Annotated in this window: 12 protein-coding genes and 2 rRNA genes (1 of these 14 only partly in view); 8 read left to right on the top strand and 6 right to left on the bottom strand. The window is 58.7% G+C overall.

Features of this window, described 5'->3' with window-relative positions:
* The 5 genes from ACQY47_RS11245 to ACQY47_RS11225 form a co-directional block, all read left to right on the top strand.
* A 23S ribosomal RNA gene (locus ACQY47_RS11245) occupies positions 1 to 2,127 on the top strand; it begins 765 nt to the left of the window's first position.
* A 157-nt stretch (positions 2,128 to 2,284) separates the two neighbouring features.
* A 5S ribosomal RNA gene (gene rrf / locus ACQY47_RS11240) occupies positions 2,285 to 2,400 on the top strand.
* A gap of 160 nt (positions 2,401 to 2,560) precedes the next feature.
* A complete protein-coding gene (locus ACQY47_RS11235) occupies positions 2,561 to 3,220 on the top strand; it encodes a paraquat-inducible protein A (protein WP_017134540.1) in 660 nt (219 codons plus the stop codon).
* Positions 3,207 to 3,830, top strand: coding sequence for a paraquat-inducible protein A (locus ACQY47_RS11230; RefSeq protein ID WP_017134539.1), 624 nt, complete (start codon positions 3,207 to 3,209; stop codon positions 3,828 to 3,830). The genes ACQY47_RS11235 and ACQY47_RS11230 overlap by 14 nt, the downstream gene beginning before the upstream one ends.
* Positions 3,823 to 6,126, top strand: a complete 2,304-nt coding sequence (locus ACQY47_RS11225; protein WP_428557098.1) for an MlaD family protein — start codon at positions 3,823 to 3,825, stop codon at positions 6,124 to 6,126. Before ACQY47_RS11230 ends, ACQY47_RS11225 begins: the two co-directional genes overlap by 8 nt.
* A gap of 171 nt (positions 6,127 to 6,297) precedes the next feature.
* On the opposite strand, the gene mksF is transcribed toward ACQY47_RS11225, so the two are convergent.
* Genes mksF through mksB form a run of 3 tightly spaced genes read right to left on the bottom strand, consistent with a single transcriptional unit; the run spans position 6,298 to position 11,109 of the window.
* Entirely contained in the window at positions 6,298 to 9,138 is a 2,841-nt protein-coding gene (mksF, locus tag ACQY47_RS11220; RefSeq protein ID WP_056859191.1) for an Mks condensin complex protein MksF, read from the bottom strand.
* Positions 9,135 to 9,842, bottom strand: a complete 708-nt coding sequence (mksE, locus tag ACQY47_RS11215; protein ID WP_017134536.1) for an Mks condensin complex protein MksE — start codon at positions 9,840 to 9,842, stop codon at positions 9,135 to 9,137. The genes mksF and mksE overlap by 4 nt, the downstream gene beginning before the upstream one ends.
* Complete coding sequence (gene mksB, locus ACQY47_RS11210; protein WP_428557097.1) at positions 9,832 to 11,109, bottom strand: Mks condensin complex protein MksB; 1,278 nt, start codon at positions 11,107 to 11,109, stop codon at positions 9,832 to 9,834. Before mksB ends, mksE begins: the two co-directional genes overlap by 11 nt.
* Positions 11,110 to 11,296: 187 nt before the next feature.
* On the opposite strand from mksB, the gene ACQY47_RS11205 reads away from it, so the two are divergent.
* On the top strand, positions 11,297 to 12,040 hold the full coding sequence (locus tag ACQY47_RS11205) for an energy transducer TonB (RefSeq protein WP_428557356.1): 744 nt from the start codon (positions 11,297 to 11,299) through the stop codon (positions 12,038 to 12,040).
* A complete protein-coding gene (gene rimI / locus ACQY47_RS11200) occupies positions 12,033 to 12,485 on the top strand; it encodes a ribosomal protein S18-alanine N-acetyltransferase (RefSeq protein WP_005784514.1) in 453 nt (150 codons plus the stop codon). The genes ACQY47_RS11205 and rimI overlap by 8 nt, the downstream gene beginning before the upstream one ends.
* A 149-nt stretch (positions 12,486 to 12,634) precedes the next feature.
* Here rimI and ACQY47_RS11195 read toward each other — a convergent pair whose 3' ends face one another.
* Entirely contained in the window at positions 12,635 to 13,039 is a 405-nt protein-coding gene (locus ACQY47_RS11195; protein WP_395600336.1) for a serine kinase/phosphatase, read from the bottom strand.
* Between the two features lie 139 nt (positions 13,040 to 13,178).
* Here ACQY47_RS11195 and can point away from each other — a divergent pair, with 139 nt between their 5' ends.
* On the top strand, positions 13,179 to 13,823 hold the full coding sequence (gene can / locus ACQY47_RS11190; protein ID WP_017134532.1) for a carbonate dehydratase: 645 nt from the start codon (positions 13,179 to 13,181) through the stop codon (positions 13,821 to 13,823).
* Here can and ACQY47_RS11185 read toward each other — a convergent pair.
* Positions 13,820 to 14,344, bottom strand: coding sequence for an SET domain-containing protein-lysine N-methyltransferase (locus tag ACQY47_RS11185; protein WP_017134531.1), 525 nt, complete (start codon positions 14,342 to 14,344; stop codon positions 13,820 to 13,822). The two genes, can and ACQY47_RS11185, sit on opposite strands and share 4 nt — an antisense overlap.
* A 146-nt stretch (positions 14,345 to 14,490) precedes the next feature.
* Positions 14,491 to 15,660 (bottom strand): hypothetical protein, encoded by a 1,170-nt coding sequence (locus tag ACQY47_RS11180; RefSeq protein ID WP_099549198.1) that lies wholly within the window; start codon positions 15,658 to 15,660, stop codon positions 14,491 to 14,493.
* Between the last annotated feature and the right edge of the window lie 10 nt (positions 15,661 to 15,670).

Raw genomic sequence — 15,670 nt, 5'->3', positions numbered from 1 at the left:
GGAGTGAAAGGCTAATCAAGCTCGGAGATAGCTGGTTCTCCTCGAAAGCTATTTAGGTAGCGCCTCATGTATCACTGTAGGGGGTAGAGCACTGTTTCGGCTAGGGGGTCATCCCGACTTACCAAACCGATGCAAACTCCGAATACCTACAAGTGCCGAGCATGGGAGACACACGGCGGGTGCTAACGTCCGTCGTGAAAAGGGAAACAACCCAGACCGTCAGCTAAGGTCCCAAAGTTATGGTTAAGTGGGAAACGATGTGGGAAGGCTTAGACAGCTAGGAGGTTGGCTTAGAAGCAGCCACCCTTTAAAGAAAGCGTAATAGCTCACTAGTCGAGTCGGCCTGCGCGGAAGATGTAACGGGGCTCAAACCATACACCGAAGCTACGGGTATCACGTAAGTGATGCGGTAGAGGAGCGTTCTGTAAGCCTGTGAAGGTGAGTTGAGAAGCTTGCTGGAGGTATCAGAAGTGCGAATGCTGACATGAGTAACGACAATGGGTGTGAAAAACACCCACGCCGAAAGACCAAGGTTTCCTGCGCAACGTTAATCGACGCAGGGTTAGTCGGTCCCTAAGGCGAGGCTGAAAAGCGTAGTCGATGGAAAACAGGTTAATATTCCTGTACTTCTGGTTATTGCGATGGAGGGACGGAGAAGGCTAGGCCAGCTTGGCGTTGGTTGTCCAAGTTTAAGGTGGTAGGCTGAGATCTTAGGTAAATCCGGGATCTTAAGGCCGAGAGCTGATGACGAGCTAACTTTTAGTTAGCGAAGTGGTTGATGCCATGCTTCCAAGAAAAGCTTCTAAGCTTCAGGTAACCAGGAACCGTACCCCAAACCGACACAGGTGGTTGGGTAGAGAATACCAAGGCGCTTGAGAGAACTCGGGTGAAGGAACTAGGCAAAATGGCACCGTAACTTCGGGAGAAGGTGCGCCGGTGAGAGTGAAGGACTTGCTCCGTAAGCTCATGCCGGTCGAAGATACCAGGCCGCTGCGACTGTTTATTAAAAACACAGCACTCTGCAAACACGAAAGTGGACGTATAGGGTGTGACGCCTGCCCGGTGCCGGAAGGTTAATTGATGGGGTTAGCTAACGCGAAGCTCTTGATCGAAGCCCCGGTAAACGGCGGCCGTAACTATAACGGTCCTAAGGTAGCGAAATTCCTTGTCGGGTAAGTTCCGACCTGCACGAATGGCGTAACGATGGCGGCGCTGTCTCCACCCGAGACTCAGTGAAATTGAAATCGCTGTGAAGATGCAGTGTATCCGCGGCTAGACGGAAAGACCCCGTGAACCTTTACTATAGCTTTGCACTGGACTTTGAATTTGCTTGTGTAGGATAGGTGGGAGGCTTTGAAGCGTGGACGCCAGTCTGCGTGGAGCCAACCTTGAAATACCACCCTGGCAACTTTGAGGTTCTAACTCAGGTCCGTTATCCGGATCGAGGACAGTGTATGGTGGGTAGTTTGACTGGGGCGGTCTCCTCCTAAAGAGTAACGGAGGAGTACGAAGGTGCGCTCAGACCGGTCGGAAATCGGTCGTAGAGTATAAAGGCAAAAGCGCGCTTGACTGCGAGACAGACACGTCGAGCAGGTACGAAAGTAGGTCTTAGTGATCCGGTGGTTCTGTATGGAAGGGCCATCGCTCAACGGATAAAAGGTACTCCGGGGATAACAGGCTGATACCGCCCAAGAGTTCATATCGACGGCGGTGTTTGGCACCTCGATGTCGGCTCATCACATCCTGGGGCTGAAGCCGGTCCCAAGGGTATGGCTGTTCGCCATTTAAAGTGGTACGCGAGCTGGGTTTAGAACGTCGTGAGACAGTTCGGTCCCTATCTGCCGTGGACGTTTGAGATTTGAGAGGGGCTGCTCCTAGTACGAGAGGACCGGAGTGGACGAACCTCTGGTGTTCCGGTTGTCACGCCAGTGGCATTGCCGGGTAGCTATGTTCGGAATAGATAACCGCTGAAAGCATCTAAGCGGGAAACTAGCCTCAAGATGAGATCTCACTGGAACCTTGAGTTCCCTGAAGGGCCGTCGAAGACTACGACGTTGATAGGTTGGGTGTGTAAGCGCTGTGAGGCGTTGAGCTAACCAATACTAATTGCCCGTGAGGCTTGACCATATAACACCCAAGCAATTTGACTACTCGAAAGAGCATCAGATTGCGGTGTGTGAAGACGCAATGAACCGAAAGTTCGACGCTCACAAAACACCGAAAGCTGTCACATACCCAATTTGCTGAAGCGAAGCCAACTGGCTACGACTCAGTACCCGAATTTCTTGACGACCATAGAGCATTGGAACCACCTGATCCCATCCCGAACTCAGTAGTGAAACGATGCATCGCCGATGGTAGTGTGGGGTTTCCCCATGTGAGAGTAGGTCATCGTCAAGATTAAATTCCGAAACCCCTGATTGCTAACGCAATCAGGGGTTTTGTTTTGGGCGGTCGAAAACCCAAACTGGTCCAAAGCTGCCGACAAATTTGCACAGTTATTTCTGAACCAGACCATTAGAATAGGCACCTAACCTTTTTTAGAGTTCGAGCCCTATCTATGCCCGATCCGGTTGATACCGTCGAGGTGTCGCAGTTACCACTGGAGGATCTGGTGGCATGCCATGAGTGCGACTTGCTGATGCGCAAACCCGCACTCGCCCTCGGTGAAAAAGCCCAATGCCCACGTTGCGGTTACGAGCTTTACGCTCACCGCCACAACGTGGTTGAGCGAAGCCTCGCTTTGGTGCTGGCTGCACTGTTGCTGTACATCCCCGCGAACTTTTTACCCATCATGCAGCTCAATCTTCTCGGGCAGTCTTCGCAGGACACCGTATGGAGCGGCGTGGTAGGTCTGTTCGATACCGGCATGCAAGGTGTCGCAGCCGTAGTGTTCCTGTGCAGCATGGGCATTCCCCTGCTCAAGCTGCTCTGCCAATTGGCGGTGTTGCTCAGTATCCGTTGGAACATCGGCCGCAGTTATGGGCTGTTGCTTTACCGCATTTACCATCACCTGAAGGATTGGGGGATGTTGGAGGTTTACCTGATGGGCGTGCTGGTCGCGATCGTCAAACTCGCGGACATGGCCTCCATCACCATTGGCCTGGGGCTTGTCTGCTTCGTCAGCCTATTAGTGGTTCAAGTACTGCTGGAGGTGGTGATGTCGCCCCACCAGATCTGGCAAGCGCTTTCAGGAGAGGATGATCATGCGGGCGATTGATGCGGGCATTCTGATTTGTACCGAATGCCACGAGCTGAACAAGCAAGAGGCGGATACCGATGAGCAGCTGTGCACCCGTTGCGGTGCGCTGATCCATGCGCGTCGCCCCAACAGCCTTGTGCGTACCTGGGCGTTGCTGATCACTGCAGCGATCCTGTATATCCCGGCCAATCTTTTGCCAATCATGACCATCAACTCTCTCGGCCAGGGTGATCCCAGTACGATCATGGCGGGCGTGATTCAGCTGGTGCAGCACGGAATGTTCCCCATCGCTGCGGTGGTGTTTATCGCCAGTATTCTGGTGCCGACGTTCAAGCTGGTGGGCATTGGCTTATTGCTGTTCTCGGTGCAACGTCACCAACCGTTGTCCGCACAACAACGCATTATCATGTACCGCTTTATCGAATTCATTGGCCGCTGGTCCATGCTGGATATCTTCGTGATCGCCATCCTGGTGGCGGTTGTTAACTTTGGGCGACTTGCCAGTGTCGAGGCCAACCTTGGTGCTGCAGCGTTCGCCAGTGTGGTGATCTTGACGATGCTTGCCGCAGTAACTTTTGATCCCCGACTGATTTGGGATAACACGGAGTCGGACGACGACCATGAGTGATTTGCCTAAAGCTAAAACCCGCCCGGCCTCTAACTGGTCGGCCATTTGGGTGCTTCCCCTGATTGCGCTGATCATCGGCGGCTGGCTGGGATGGCGTGCCTATTCCCAACAGGGCATTGAGATCCAGGTGCGCTTTGAAAGTGGCGAGGGCATCCAGGTCAACAAAACCGAAGTGGTCTACAAAGGCATGACGGTGGGCAAGGTCAAAGCCTTGGCCCTGGATGACGAAGGCAGTAATCGCGGGGTGATCGCCACCATCGAGATGAACAAGGACGTCGAGCAATACCTCAAGACCAACACACGCTTCTGGCTGGTAAAACCCAGCGTCAGCCTGGCCGGTATTACCGGCCTGGAAACCCTGGTCTCGGGTAACTACATTGCCGCCAGCCCTGGCGATGGCGAGCCCACGCGCAAATTCAAGGCGCTCTCCGAAGAGCCGCCGTTATCTGACGCCAAGCCTGGCCTGCACCTGACCCTTAAAGCCGATCGCCTCGGCTCACTGAACCGCGGCAGCCCGGTGTTCTACAAACAGATCCAGGTTGGCCAGGTCAAAAGCTACCTGCTGTCCGAGGACCAGAGCACCGTCGAGATCAAGGTCTACATCGAGCCGACTTACGCCAGCCTGGTGCGCAAACACACGCGTTTCTGGAACGCCAGCGGCATCAGCATCGACGCTAACCTGTCCGGCGTAAAAGTGCGTAGCGAATCGCTGTCCAGCATCGTCGCCGGCGGTATCGCGTTCGCCACCCCTGAAAATCGCAAGGACAGCCCGCCGACCGATCCGAGCCTGCCTTTCCGTCTTTATGAGGATTTCGATGCCGCCGCCGCCGGCATCAAGGTCAAGGTAAAGCTCACCGACTTCGAAGGCCTGCAGGCCGGGCGCACCCCGGTCATGTACAAGGGCATCCAGGTCGGCAGCCTGAAAACCCTGAAGATTGACCCGGACCTTTCCAGCGCCCATGCCGAGCTGACCCTCGACCCGCTCGCCGAAGACTACCTGGTGCAAGACACCCAGTTCTGGGTGGTCAAGCCGTCCATTTCCCTGGCCGGCATCACCGGCCTGGAGGCGTTGGTAAAAGGTAACTACATTGCCATCCGCCCCGGCGACAAAGGCAGCGCACCGCAACGTGAGTACGTCGCCCGCGCCAAGGCGCCCCCACTGGATCTACGCTCCCCCGGCCTGCACATGGTGCTCTTCACCGACAACCTAGGCTCCCTGGATGTTGGCAGCCCGATCCTCTACAAACAGGTCAAGGTCGGTTCGGTGCAGAGCTACCAGTTCTCGCGCAAGAACAAGCAACTGGTGATCGGCGTCCACATCGAGAAGGAATACGAAAACCTGGTCAACGGTTCAACGCGTTTCTGGAACGCCAGCGGCGTCACCTTGACTGGCGGCCTTACCGGCGGCATCCAGGTGAAGAGTGAATCCCTGGCCAGTCTGATGGCTGGCGGTATCGCCTTCGAAACCCCGGAACAGAATGTACCGTTGAAAAAACGTATCCCGCGTTTCCGCCTGTTTGCCGATCGCGACGCGGCCAACCAGCACGGGACCCTGGTGACCATCAAGGTTGATCGCGCCGACGGCCTGCGCCCCGGCACGCCCGTACGCTTCAAAGGCCTCGACGTGGGCAAGATCGAGAACGTCGACCTCAGCGCCGACATGCAGTCGGTACTGCTCAGCGCCCGGATCACCCAAGTGGCTGATCGCATCGCGCGCAGCGGCAGCCAGTTCTGGGTGGTCAAGCCTGAGCTGGGCCTGATGAAAACCGCGAACCTGGAGACCCTGGTCACCGGCCAATACATCGAAGTGCAGCCCGCCGTGAAAAACGCCGGGCCGCAAAAGAGCTTCGTCGCGTTGGACAAGCCACCAGAGGCTGTTCACCAGCAAGAAGGCCTGAGCCTGGTCCTCAGCGCCGCACGCCGTGGTTCGTTGAAGGAAGGCGTGCCCGTCACTTACCGTGAAGTCACTGTGGGCAAAGTCACCGGCTACGAATTGGGCCAGACCGCCGACCGGGTGCTGGTGCACATTTTGATCGAACCTAAATATGCACCACTGGTGCGCAGTGGCAGCCGCTTCTGGAATAGCAGTGGGTTTGGTTTGGACTTCGGCTTGTTCAAGGGGGCGACGGTGCGCACGGAATCTCTGGAGACGTTGGTGGCCGGTGGTATCGCCTTTGCCACGCCGGATGGCGAGCGCATGGGCAATGCGGCGCGACCGCAGCAAACGTTCCCGTTGTTTGATAAGTTTGAGGATGAGTGGCTGACCTGGGCGCCTAAGATTCCATTGGGCAAGTAGACCGCGGCGCGGCCATCGCGGGCAAGCCCGGCTCCCACATTGGAATGCATACCTCCTGTGGGAGCCGGGCTTGCCCGCGATGAGGCCCTCAACATCACTGCAAAACCCCAGCCCATAAAAAAGGCCGCGATCCATACAGATCGCGGCCTTTTTACATTTCAGCGCAGTGGCTTAAACCTCATCCAACTCCGGCTCATCCGCCTGCACATTCACCGTCGCCTTCACCACATCATGACGACGGATGTACTTCCAGTCCGCCTCATCAATGTAGATACCATTCGGCCCGCTGCCGCCTTCCAAGTCGATCGCCACTTGGGCGGACACCTGCGGCTTCACACTGGCCAAAATCGGCACAAAGCCCAGCTGCAAACTGGTTTCCAGCAACGCCGCCTGGTTCTTCTCATCGATGTCCGCTGCCTCATCGAGGTAGTACGGTAAACGCACGCGCCCGGCCTGGTCACGGTCCATCAAGTGCAGCAACAAGTACATGTTGGTCAGCGCCTTGATGGTCATGGTGGTGCCGTTGGACGCCGCGCCGTCGATGTCGGTGTGAATCACCGGCTGGCCATGCACCTTGGTGATTTCAAATGCCAGCTCGAACAAGTCCTTGAGGCCCAACTGGTTATGGTTGGCGGCCACAAGACGGGCCAGGTATTCCTTGGCCTCTTCGTTCTTGTTGTCCTGTTCGGCGCTCTGGCTCAGGTCGAACACCGACAGGGTTTCGCCTTCTTCATACTGACCGGCACTGTGGATGATCTGGTCGATATGCTTGAGGGCTTCCTTGTTCGGCGCCAGCACGATACGGAAGCTTTGCAGGTTGGACACCTGACGCTTGTTGATCTCGCGGTTAAACAAGGCCAACTGGTGCTCAAGGCTGTCGTAGTCGCTGCGGATATTGCGCAAGGTCCGCGCAATATCGGTGACGGCTGCACGGCGCGCCTTGCCGAGGGTCAGGGCTTCATCGGTGCGGTGCGCATAAGCGTTGATCAGCAATTGCAGACGACGCTCTACGTCATCCTCGCTGTCGAACTTGGCCACGCCCTTGAGGCGCACCTGTGCATACAGCGCCTCAATCTGGCCATCAGCGCGCAGCAAACCTTGCCAGCTGTCCTGATAGTCATTGAGCAATGGCAACAGGTTGTCCATCGAGTCGTCGACCGGGTCCATGAACGGTGTGCCGAACGGCAAATCGGCCGGCAACAACTGACGGCGGCGCAGGGCGTCATCCAGCGTGCGTTGCTTGGCTTCCATATCGCCAATCTGACGGCCGACCAGTTGCAGCTTGGCCGACAACTGCTGGACACGCTCGGTGAAGGCATCACTGGAGCGCTTCAACTCATCTTGCGCGGCTTCCATCTGCGCCAGGTTTTCGAGCTTCTCGCCTTCTTCCGCGCTCAGGGTTTGCGCGCGACGGAAGTCTTCCAGCGCCTTCTGCGCATCCAGCACTTGCTGGTACAGGGCTTCGGTCTGGGTCTTGCTCGCCGCACGGTCAGAGGCTACGGCCTGCTGCGTCTTGAGCTGCTTGAGTTCTTTTTCCAGACGCTCTTTCTGGTCGCGCAATGCCGCGCGATCGGCCAGCGCCTGCAAGGCCGGTGGCTCAATATGGGAGATGTCGATCGACAGCCCAGGCACTTCAAATTTTTCACCCTTGAAGCCATCGAGGATCTGCTCCAGGGATTTAACCCACTGGCCATCCTCATCCAGCGTGATGCCATGCTCGCCCAGCGGCAAACTGAACAACGAACTGTTGAACAGGCGCATCAGACGCTCGACGTCCTGTTGTGAGAATTCTTCACGCAGTTTGGCGTAACTGTTGTTGTCGGCGTGGTCGAGCTGTTGCTTGACCGACTTCAGGCGTTTCTCCAGGTCACGCAAGCGCTCATCCAGGTCCTCAGCGCTGAACTGACGGGATTGCGCCAGGGCGCCCGCCAATTCATCGTGGGCATCCTTGGCCGCCAGCAGTTGCTGCTCCAGCACCTTGACGTCATCCACCAGCGCAAAGCGATGCTTAAGCACCGACAGCTCGCCCAACCAACGCTGGATGCCACTGATCTCGCGCTCCAGGCGCATCAGCTCCTGGGTACCGCCACGCTGATCGTTTTGCAGCGCGTCCTGCTCGTTACGGTAGTGCTCGGCCTGGATGGTCAGCTCTTCCTTGCGCGCACTGGCGTAGTCTGACCAGGTGCCGAGCAACGAATCCAGCAAGGGCGACAGGCGATGCAATTTGCCGCGCAATACATCGCGCAAGCGCACGCCATTGGCGAGCGCTTCAACCAACGGCCCGGCAGCCACCAGCGAGTTGTAGTCCTGCTCCATGCGCCTTACATCACGGAAGGCTTCTTCGCACGCAGCGATGTAGTCCACGCTGCCGGAACGCAGGCTGTGTTCGAACGCATCCAGGAACAATTGCTTGAGCTTGGCCGCGGTGATTTCGCGCATGTGCAGCAGGTTGATAAACAGCGCGCGGAAGGTCTTCAGGCTCTGTTCGCTGGTGGAACGCAGCGGAATCAGGGTCAGGTCCAGTGGGATTGACGTGTGGCCACCGACCAGCAAACGGCGCAGTTCATCCGGTTTGAGTTCGTAGGCTTTAAGGCCTTCGCGCTCAAGGTTGGTGAACAGCTCTTTTTGACGCAGGCAGGTGTCGTTCTTCTGGTAGTGGGCCAAGTCCAGCTTGCCGGCATAGGCAAAGAACTGGTGACCGAAACCACCGCCCGGGCCGCGCCCGACCACGCCGATTACGTGCGGGCCGTGGGGCAGCGAGACTTCCACGAGGATGTAGCTGGTGTCGGTGGCAAAGTAGAAGCGCCGCGATTGTTCCAGGGTGTACTTGCCGAAACTCATGTCCGACATGCGCGCCAGGATCGGGAACTGCAAGGCGTTGATCGACGCAGATTTACCCAGGTTATTCGCGCCGTACACCGACAACGGTTCCTCCAGCGGGAACAAGCCCAGGCTGTAACCCGCGGTGTTCAATAGGGCGAAGCGGCGGATGCCGTAACGTTCCTTACTCATGCGTCGGTCTCCTGTTCTTCGGCAATGGCGCGGGCCAGGGCGTCTTCTTCGCTTTCTTCTGCGAAGTCGCTGAGGTCCAGCGGGTCATCGGTTTTCAGCAGTTTTTCATCGCTGTCTTCATCGATGATTACCGGCGCCGGCAGCGGCAACACGCTGTGTACGCTGGCGGCCAGGTCACGGTCCTGCTGCACGGACAGGCACACATCAAGGAAGCGGTGCATCGGCGGCAGGAAGCGATAGATGCCGTTGTCTTCGCTGGCAAAACCCAGTTGGGTCATGCGGCGCATGATCTTTTCTTCGAGCTCTTCCTGGGTCTGCACTTCGGCCTGGATAAACAGGTCGCGGTACTTTTCCAGCAACGACGGCAACTCATCGCGGCCCAGGCTGCCGCCATCGAGCACGGCGACCGGGTCGCGGCCCTGGTCGGCCAGGTGCTCGACGATGATGAAGGTGAACAGCGCCAGACGCTGCGCGGTCTTGTTGACCTGCGCCGCAGCCACGGCAGTGTCCGGCACGAAGTAATAGAAACCGCGTGTGTCACACACCAGCTCAAAGCCCAGGGCCTTGAACAGTGTGCGGTACTGGTCCTGGAAGTTCGACAGTTGTGCGTACAGCTCCGGGTCGCGGCGGCTGACGTGGTAACCCTTGAACAGCTCGCGAAAGATCGGTGCCAGTTGGGACAGTTCGGATAGATCAAGATGCATAAGGCGTGCTCGCAGAATTCTCGGTGGCATCGGTGCCAGCCGGGAGCAGGGCGAATGAGCGCAGGCTGACCTGGTGCTCGTGTGTGTGGTAATCGCGGCGTTCCAGGCGTTCGCGCTTGAAGCGTTTTTCGCGCGAGAGTCGTGAGAACCAGTACAGCAATTCATCGGTGGCGCCGTCCGGTTCCTGCTCCAGCAGCCAGGTCATCAGGTCCGGCATCGGTAGCGCGTCTTCGCAGCGCTCGAGCATTTCCTTGACCGTGCGCGGCGTACGCTGGGCTTCGCCCTTGTGGGATTTGTGCGCCTTGGGGAAACGCGCCGGTTTCGGCTCGAAATTGGCCAGGGCATACACGTACGCTTCGACCTGGCTGGCACTGCCCAGGAAGGTACTTTGAGGCCGGGTAAACATCGGCATCGCCGCTTGCGGCACCGCGTCCAGGCCTTTACGGCGAATGGCCGACAAGGCCAGCGCCGCGCCACGGGTCACGGCGTTGTGGCGGCGCGCTTCTTCGCGCAGCGGCAGCAGCAGTTCGCGGGCATGGCGCAAGGTGAGCTGGGCGCTGGTTTGCATTTCGAGGATGCGCGCGTGAGTACGCAGCAGCATATCGTCGTCGACCAGATGGCCGAGGCGTTGCTGCTCGGTAAGCATGCGCAGCAGCACATTCTCGACCTTGCGCACGCCTTGCTCGAAGGCGCCGTCGGCGTTCACCAGTTGGATCATGGGTTCGACGTATTCGTCCCAGGTCGCCAGTACCTCGGCGTAACGCTGGCGCAACGGGATTTGCCGGTCGCTGGTCTTGGCGCGGTCGGCCACGGCCGCCAGGGCTTGTTCGTCGTTGGCGAGTTTTTTCAGCACGTCCCGCACACGCATATCCAGCAAGCGCAGTTGGCGGGCCAGGTCGTGGCCATCACGGATGTCAAAGGCGTCCTGGATGTAACCGGCCAGACGCTCAAGGTGGCGCAGGTAGGCTTCGATTTCCAGGCACAGGCCAAGCCGGTGCTCCTTGCGAAGATAGGCGAGGAAGTCGTGGATCTGTGCATTGAGCTCGAAACGGTTCGGGCTCTTGGCGACAGGCACCAGGATATCCAGGCGAATCCACACGTCCAACAGGCTGGTGATGTCCTGTGGCGTGCTGTCCAGTTGTTGGGCCGCCAGTTGTGCGCGCAGCTCGCCCAGGCTCAAGGTGCCTTGGTCGAAGTGTTCGCACAGTGGCTCAAGCAGGGCCCAGTGTTCGGCGAGGGCGCGCAAGACGCGCTTGGGTTCGATCATCGGAATGGCCGGCTGGTTGGCGAATAAAAGTCGCGATTGTACTGCATCAGGCGCGGGATTTATCCACAGCCGGTCAGTGCGCAGTGGGCGATTGTTACCGAACAGCGGTAGAATCCCCGCTCTTTAGTTATCCACAAGTGGCCGAGCTGTGCTTATCGAGTCCCGACGTCGCGCTTACTTGACTGCCATGCAGGTGGTCAACTGGCTGCCCCGCACCGAACTGCCGTTTGCCGCCCCGTCGCGGCCCGAGCTGCTGCAGGCGCTTGAGCCTTATGAGGCGTTCGAGGTGTCGGGCGAGGAGGCTGCTGCGCCGGTGGCGGTGGTCAAACGCACGCCAGAGGCTCGCCCCGCTGTCGAACGCGTGAAAGTTGAAGTGCCGCGCCCGTCACCCGTGGCCAAGCCCGTGGCAGCCGAAACGCCAGCGCCGGTGGCCAAGGCTGCAGTGGTGCCACCGCCACGTTTCGCCCTGCAGTTACTGCGGGCCGGGCGTTGCCTGCTGTTGGTGGAACTGCCCACCGGCGAACGTTTTCAGACCCGCGACCCGGCCTACATGCTGCTAAAAGACATGCTGCGCGCCGCCGGCCTGCCCGACAGCCCGCAAATCGTCGGCGACCCCGTGCGCTGGCCGCTGTTGGTGCGCGGCAACATGGACCAGGGCCCGGACGCTGCACGGGATTTTGTCCAGGGTTTTGTCTCGGCGCGCCTGGAAGACGAACCCTGCGTGTGCCTGTGGCTGATCGGCCTGCCCGCCGTGCGTTTTGCCGGTGAGGCGAATGCCGAAGCCTGGTATCGCGAGCTGCAGGTCGAAGGCCTGGGCTCGGTATGGGCCTTGCCGGGCCTGGAATTATTAATGGAAGAGCCACAGCGTAAGGCTGATGTCTGGCAAGCCATGCGCCGGCTGATGGCGCGCTGGAAAAGTACCGATGAGTGAAGCTTTATCGTTCCGCCCGATGACCGAGGCGGACCTCGACGCCGTACTGAAGATTGAATACGCGGCGTTCAGCCATCCCTGGACCCGTGGGATTTTTCTTGATGGGCTGGGCAAGTACCAGATCTGGCTGATGTTTGAAGGTGAGCAGCAGGTGGGCCACGGTGTGGTGCAGATCATCCTCGATGAAGCGCACTTGCTGAATATCACCGTCAAACCGGAAAACCAGGGCCGTGGCCTGGGGTTGGCGCTGCTGGAACACCTGATGTCGCGCGCTTATGCCGCCAGTGCGCGGGAGTGCTTCCTGGAAGTGCGCGACAGCAATACTGGCGCGTTTCGCTTGTATGAGCGCTACGGCTTCAACGAAATCGGCCGTCGCCGGGATTACTACCCGGCCGTGGGTGGGCGCGAGGATGCCGTCGTAATGGCTTGTACGCTGGTCGACTAAGACATAAACCCGATGTGCAAGCCGGCCCCTGTGGGAGCTGGCTTGCCTGCGATAGCATCACCTCGGTCTGGCTGAAACACCGAGGCGCCTGCATCGCGGGCAAGCCCGGCTCCCACAGGGGAAGTATTCACAGGCTCAACTGCGTTGTGTCAGCGGTTACCGTCTATCGGGTCAATATCCGCCAGTTCCGCCTCGTCCAGGCCATTGCCACCGCCAATCTCGTCCTCATCCACAATGCTCAGGTCATAATCCGCCGGATTATCATCACCGGCCTCACGAGCATCCCGGGCGCCATCCTCATGGATCAGCGTTTCCGGGCTCATGTCATCATCCGTGGGCTCATGATCATCGGTCGAAGCCCCGGTCATGCCGGCTTCACGTACCCGTTCGTCGGGCATCAGGTGTTCGCGCTCGCGGCGCGGCAGCTCATCACCGATTTCTGCGGTCGGCTCTTGCTCGTCAAAATCCAGCTCGCGCATCTCGCCCATGCGGTCTTCGTTGTCATCAATCGGTTCGGGCTGTGTAGCGCCGTAGGGACGTCGTGATTCAGTCATGGCCAATCCTCATACTGTGGGGCTTATAGTGTGTGGACAGGCACGGCGCCCCAAAGATTCAAGCTAATTGCGCCCGGGCGTGACCCGGACGAGCGGTTGTCTGTCACAAAGCTGCGCATCATTCCTGAGGCTTTCCCTGATGAACGAACTACAAGACCTGCTTGATAACAACGAACGCTGGGCGGATGCGATCAAACAGGAAGATCCCGAATTCTTCGCCAAGCTCGCCCGCCAGCAAACCCCGGAATACCTGTGGATCGGCTGCTCCGACGCCCGTGTACCGGCCAACGAGATCGTCGGCATGCTGCCCGGCGACCTGTTTGTGCACCGTAACGTGGCCAACGTGGTGCTGCACACCGACCTCAATTGCCTGTCGGTGATCCAGTACGCGGTGGACGTGCTCAAGGTCAAACACATCCTCGTCACCGGCCACTACGGCTGTGGCGGCGTGCGCGCTTCGATGCAAGACCGCCAGTTCGGCCTGATCGACGGCTGGCTGCGCACTATTCGCGACCTTTATTACGAAAACCGCGAGGTGCTGGCCCAACTGCCCACCGAGGAGGAGCGGGTGGACCGCATGTGCGAGCTGAACGTGATTCAGCAAGTCGCCAACGTCGGCCACACCAGCATTGTGCAAAACGCCTGGCACCGCGGGCAGAGCCTGTCGATTCACGGCTGCATCTACGGCATCAAGGATGGCCGCTGGAAGAGCTTGAACACCACCATCAGTGGCTTCGAGCAACTGCCGCCGCAATATCGCCTGCGCCCACTGGGCGAAGCCTAAGGCCGTTTGCGCAGGCGCCAGTGGGTCATGAACGCCTGGCCTTCGGCGCTCAATGGCTCCTTGGCGCCGGTGATCCAGCCCCGGCAGTTCAGCTCGCCGCATTGGCAAGCGAACTGCCGGAACAGCGCATCTTCGGTGGTGGCGTAATCCATCGTCAGCAAGGTGCCGGGCGCAATGGGTTGCACGGTCCAGACTTCCAGGTACGTGGCATCGAAAAACACGTTCGGATTGCAGGAGTGCAACATCAGGCGACTGAACCACGGGTCATAGAGGTGGATGCGTGACGAGAGCTGCAAGGTGTGGGCACGTCGTTCGCTCAACGCATAGCCGGACACTCTGGCAATGCGCACGCGGCTGTCAAAGGCGACGCATGCTTTGAGCGCGGCGCCAATGCCATTGGCATCGTGTACGACCTGGAAGTGTTCACTCGAAGGGTAACCCTGTTCAACGAGCACCGTTTTGAAGGGGTAAAGGCAGTCACTCACAGCAGTTTTAGCCTTATCCATGGCTTGAGTTTTCATAACTCTCCTGGGCTAGGCTGCATCGACCTGCGATGGGGTCTGACTTCCAGTCTTGCAGCGGATGGGTGCCGTTCAAGACTCGCTGAAGTTGTAGGCGATTTCTACTGTCAGATCTGACAGTAGAAACCGGTTATATTTTGTACGATTTACAGTGCAGGGGCAGTAACAGCAGGGATTGGGGCGGCGTCTTTCAGCTGTTTCAACTGCGCCTTGATGGGCGGGGTGGCGCATTTGGCGTTGGCTTGCTCCGGGGTCAGGTTGCGCACCGAGGTGTAGAACAGCTCACAGGTCTGCTCCTTGCGCGTGACTTGCCAGGTGTTCATGCACGCCTTGAGCAACACATTCGGGTCACTGGCGGGTTTCTGGCCCATGCCGGCTTGCCAGCAGGCGGCGCTCAAGTCTTGCCCCATCACTTTCAAACCAGCCTCATCGGCTTTTTGTTCATTGCCGTCATAGCTGGCCGGATCCGCCGCATACCAGATGTAGCTCGGGTGGTTGGAGCCCAGTACCGACACGGTTTTACCGGCAACCGGGCTGATCTGCGCCAGCCCCAGCACGGCGACGGTTTGGCCGTACTGTTGTTTGATCCAGTTACGCACCGGTGCGCCGAATGCCACCATCGGCAATGAGCCGTTGGCGTGCAGGCTCAGCTCCTTGACCATGCGCGTCTGGTAGTCGGCAAAGTAGCTGTAGACGTTTTCCAGGTCCTTGCCCGCATTGGACGGCGCGGCGATCGGCGCAATATCGATGATGGTCTGGTAGGCCGGTGTTTCCGTGGCCGGGATGCCATTGTCCGTGAGCAAAGTGGCCCAGCGGTCAGTGGTGGCCGATTCCAGGTAATCCTGGGCCTGGGTCAGCGAGTAGTCCGGCGGGAAGTGCAGCAGTTCGATGCTCTTGCGGTTTTCCAGGGCCATGCCCAGCGGCAGGAACAAGTACCAGTTGTAGGCCCACTTGCCGTCGCTGTTGAGTTTGCTGGCGCCCTGGTAAGCCAGGTCGGCGGTGTTGAGCAGCGTGGTCAGGGGCTGGCCATAGTGCTCGGGCACACCGCTGAAGGTAGCTGAAACCTGGCCGTCGTGGGTTTTCACACTGACCTTGGCACGGCTGTACCCATCGCGTTGCAAGCTCTGGTTCAAATAGTGCTCGGCGGTCTGCTCCAGCGTCCATGGCCGAAAGCAGATTACGTTGCAGTTATTGGGGAACGCGAACAGTTGGGTGACGCGTTGCGTACTGCCCAGTGGTACTTCGATGTCGGCCTGTACGACCGCACTGGCCAGCAGTGCGGCCAGTGTGAAGGACAGCCTGGTCGGTTTAAACATAGTTGGTTCC

The organism is Pseudomonas edaphica (assembly GCF_965277385.1).
In the GTDB taxonomy this organism is placed as follows: Bacteria; Pseudomonadota; Gammaproteobacteria; order Pseudomonadales; family Pseudomonadaceae; genus Aquipseudomonas; species Aquipseudomonas edaphica.
Note: the sequence above shows the minus strand (reverse complement) of the source record. Positions and strands in the feature narration are given on the sequence as shown.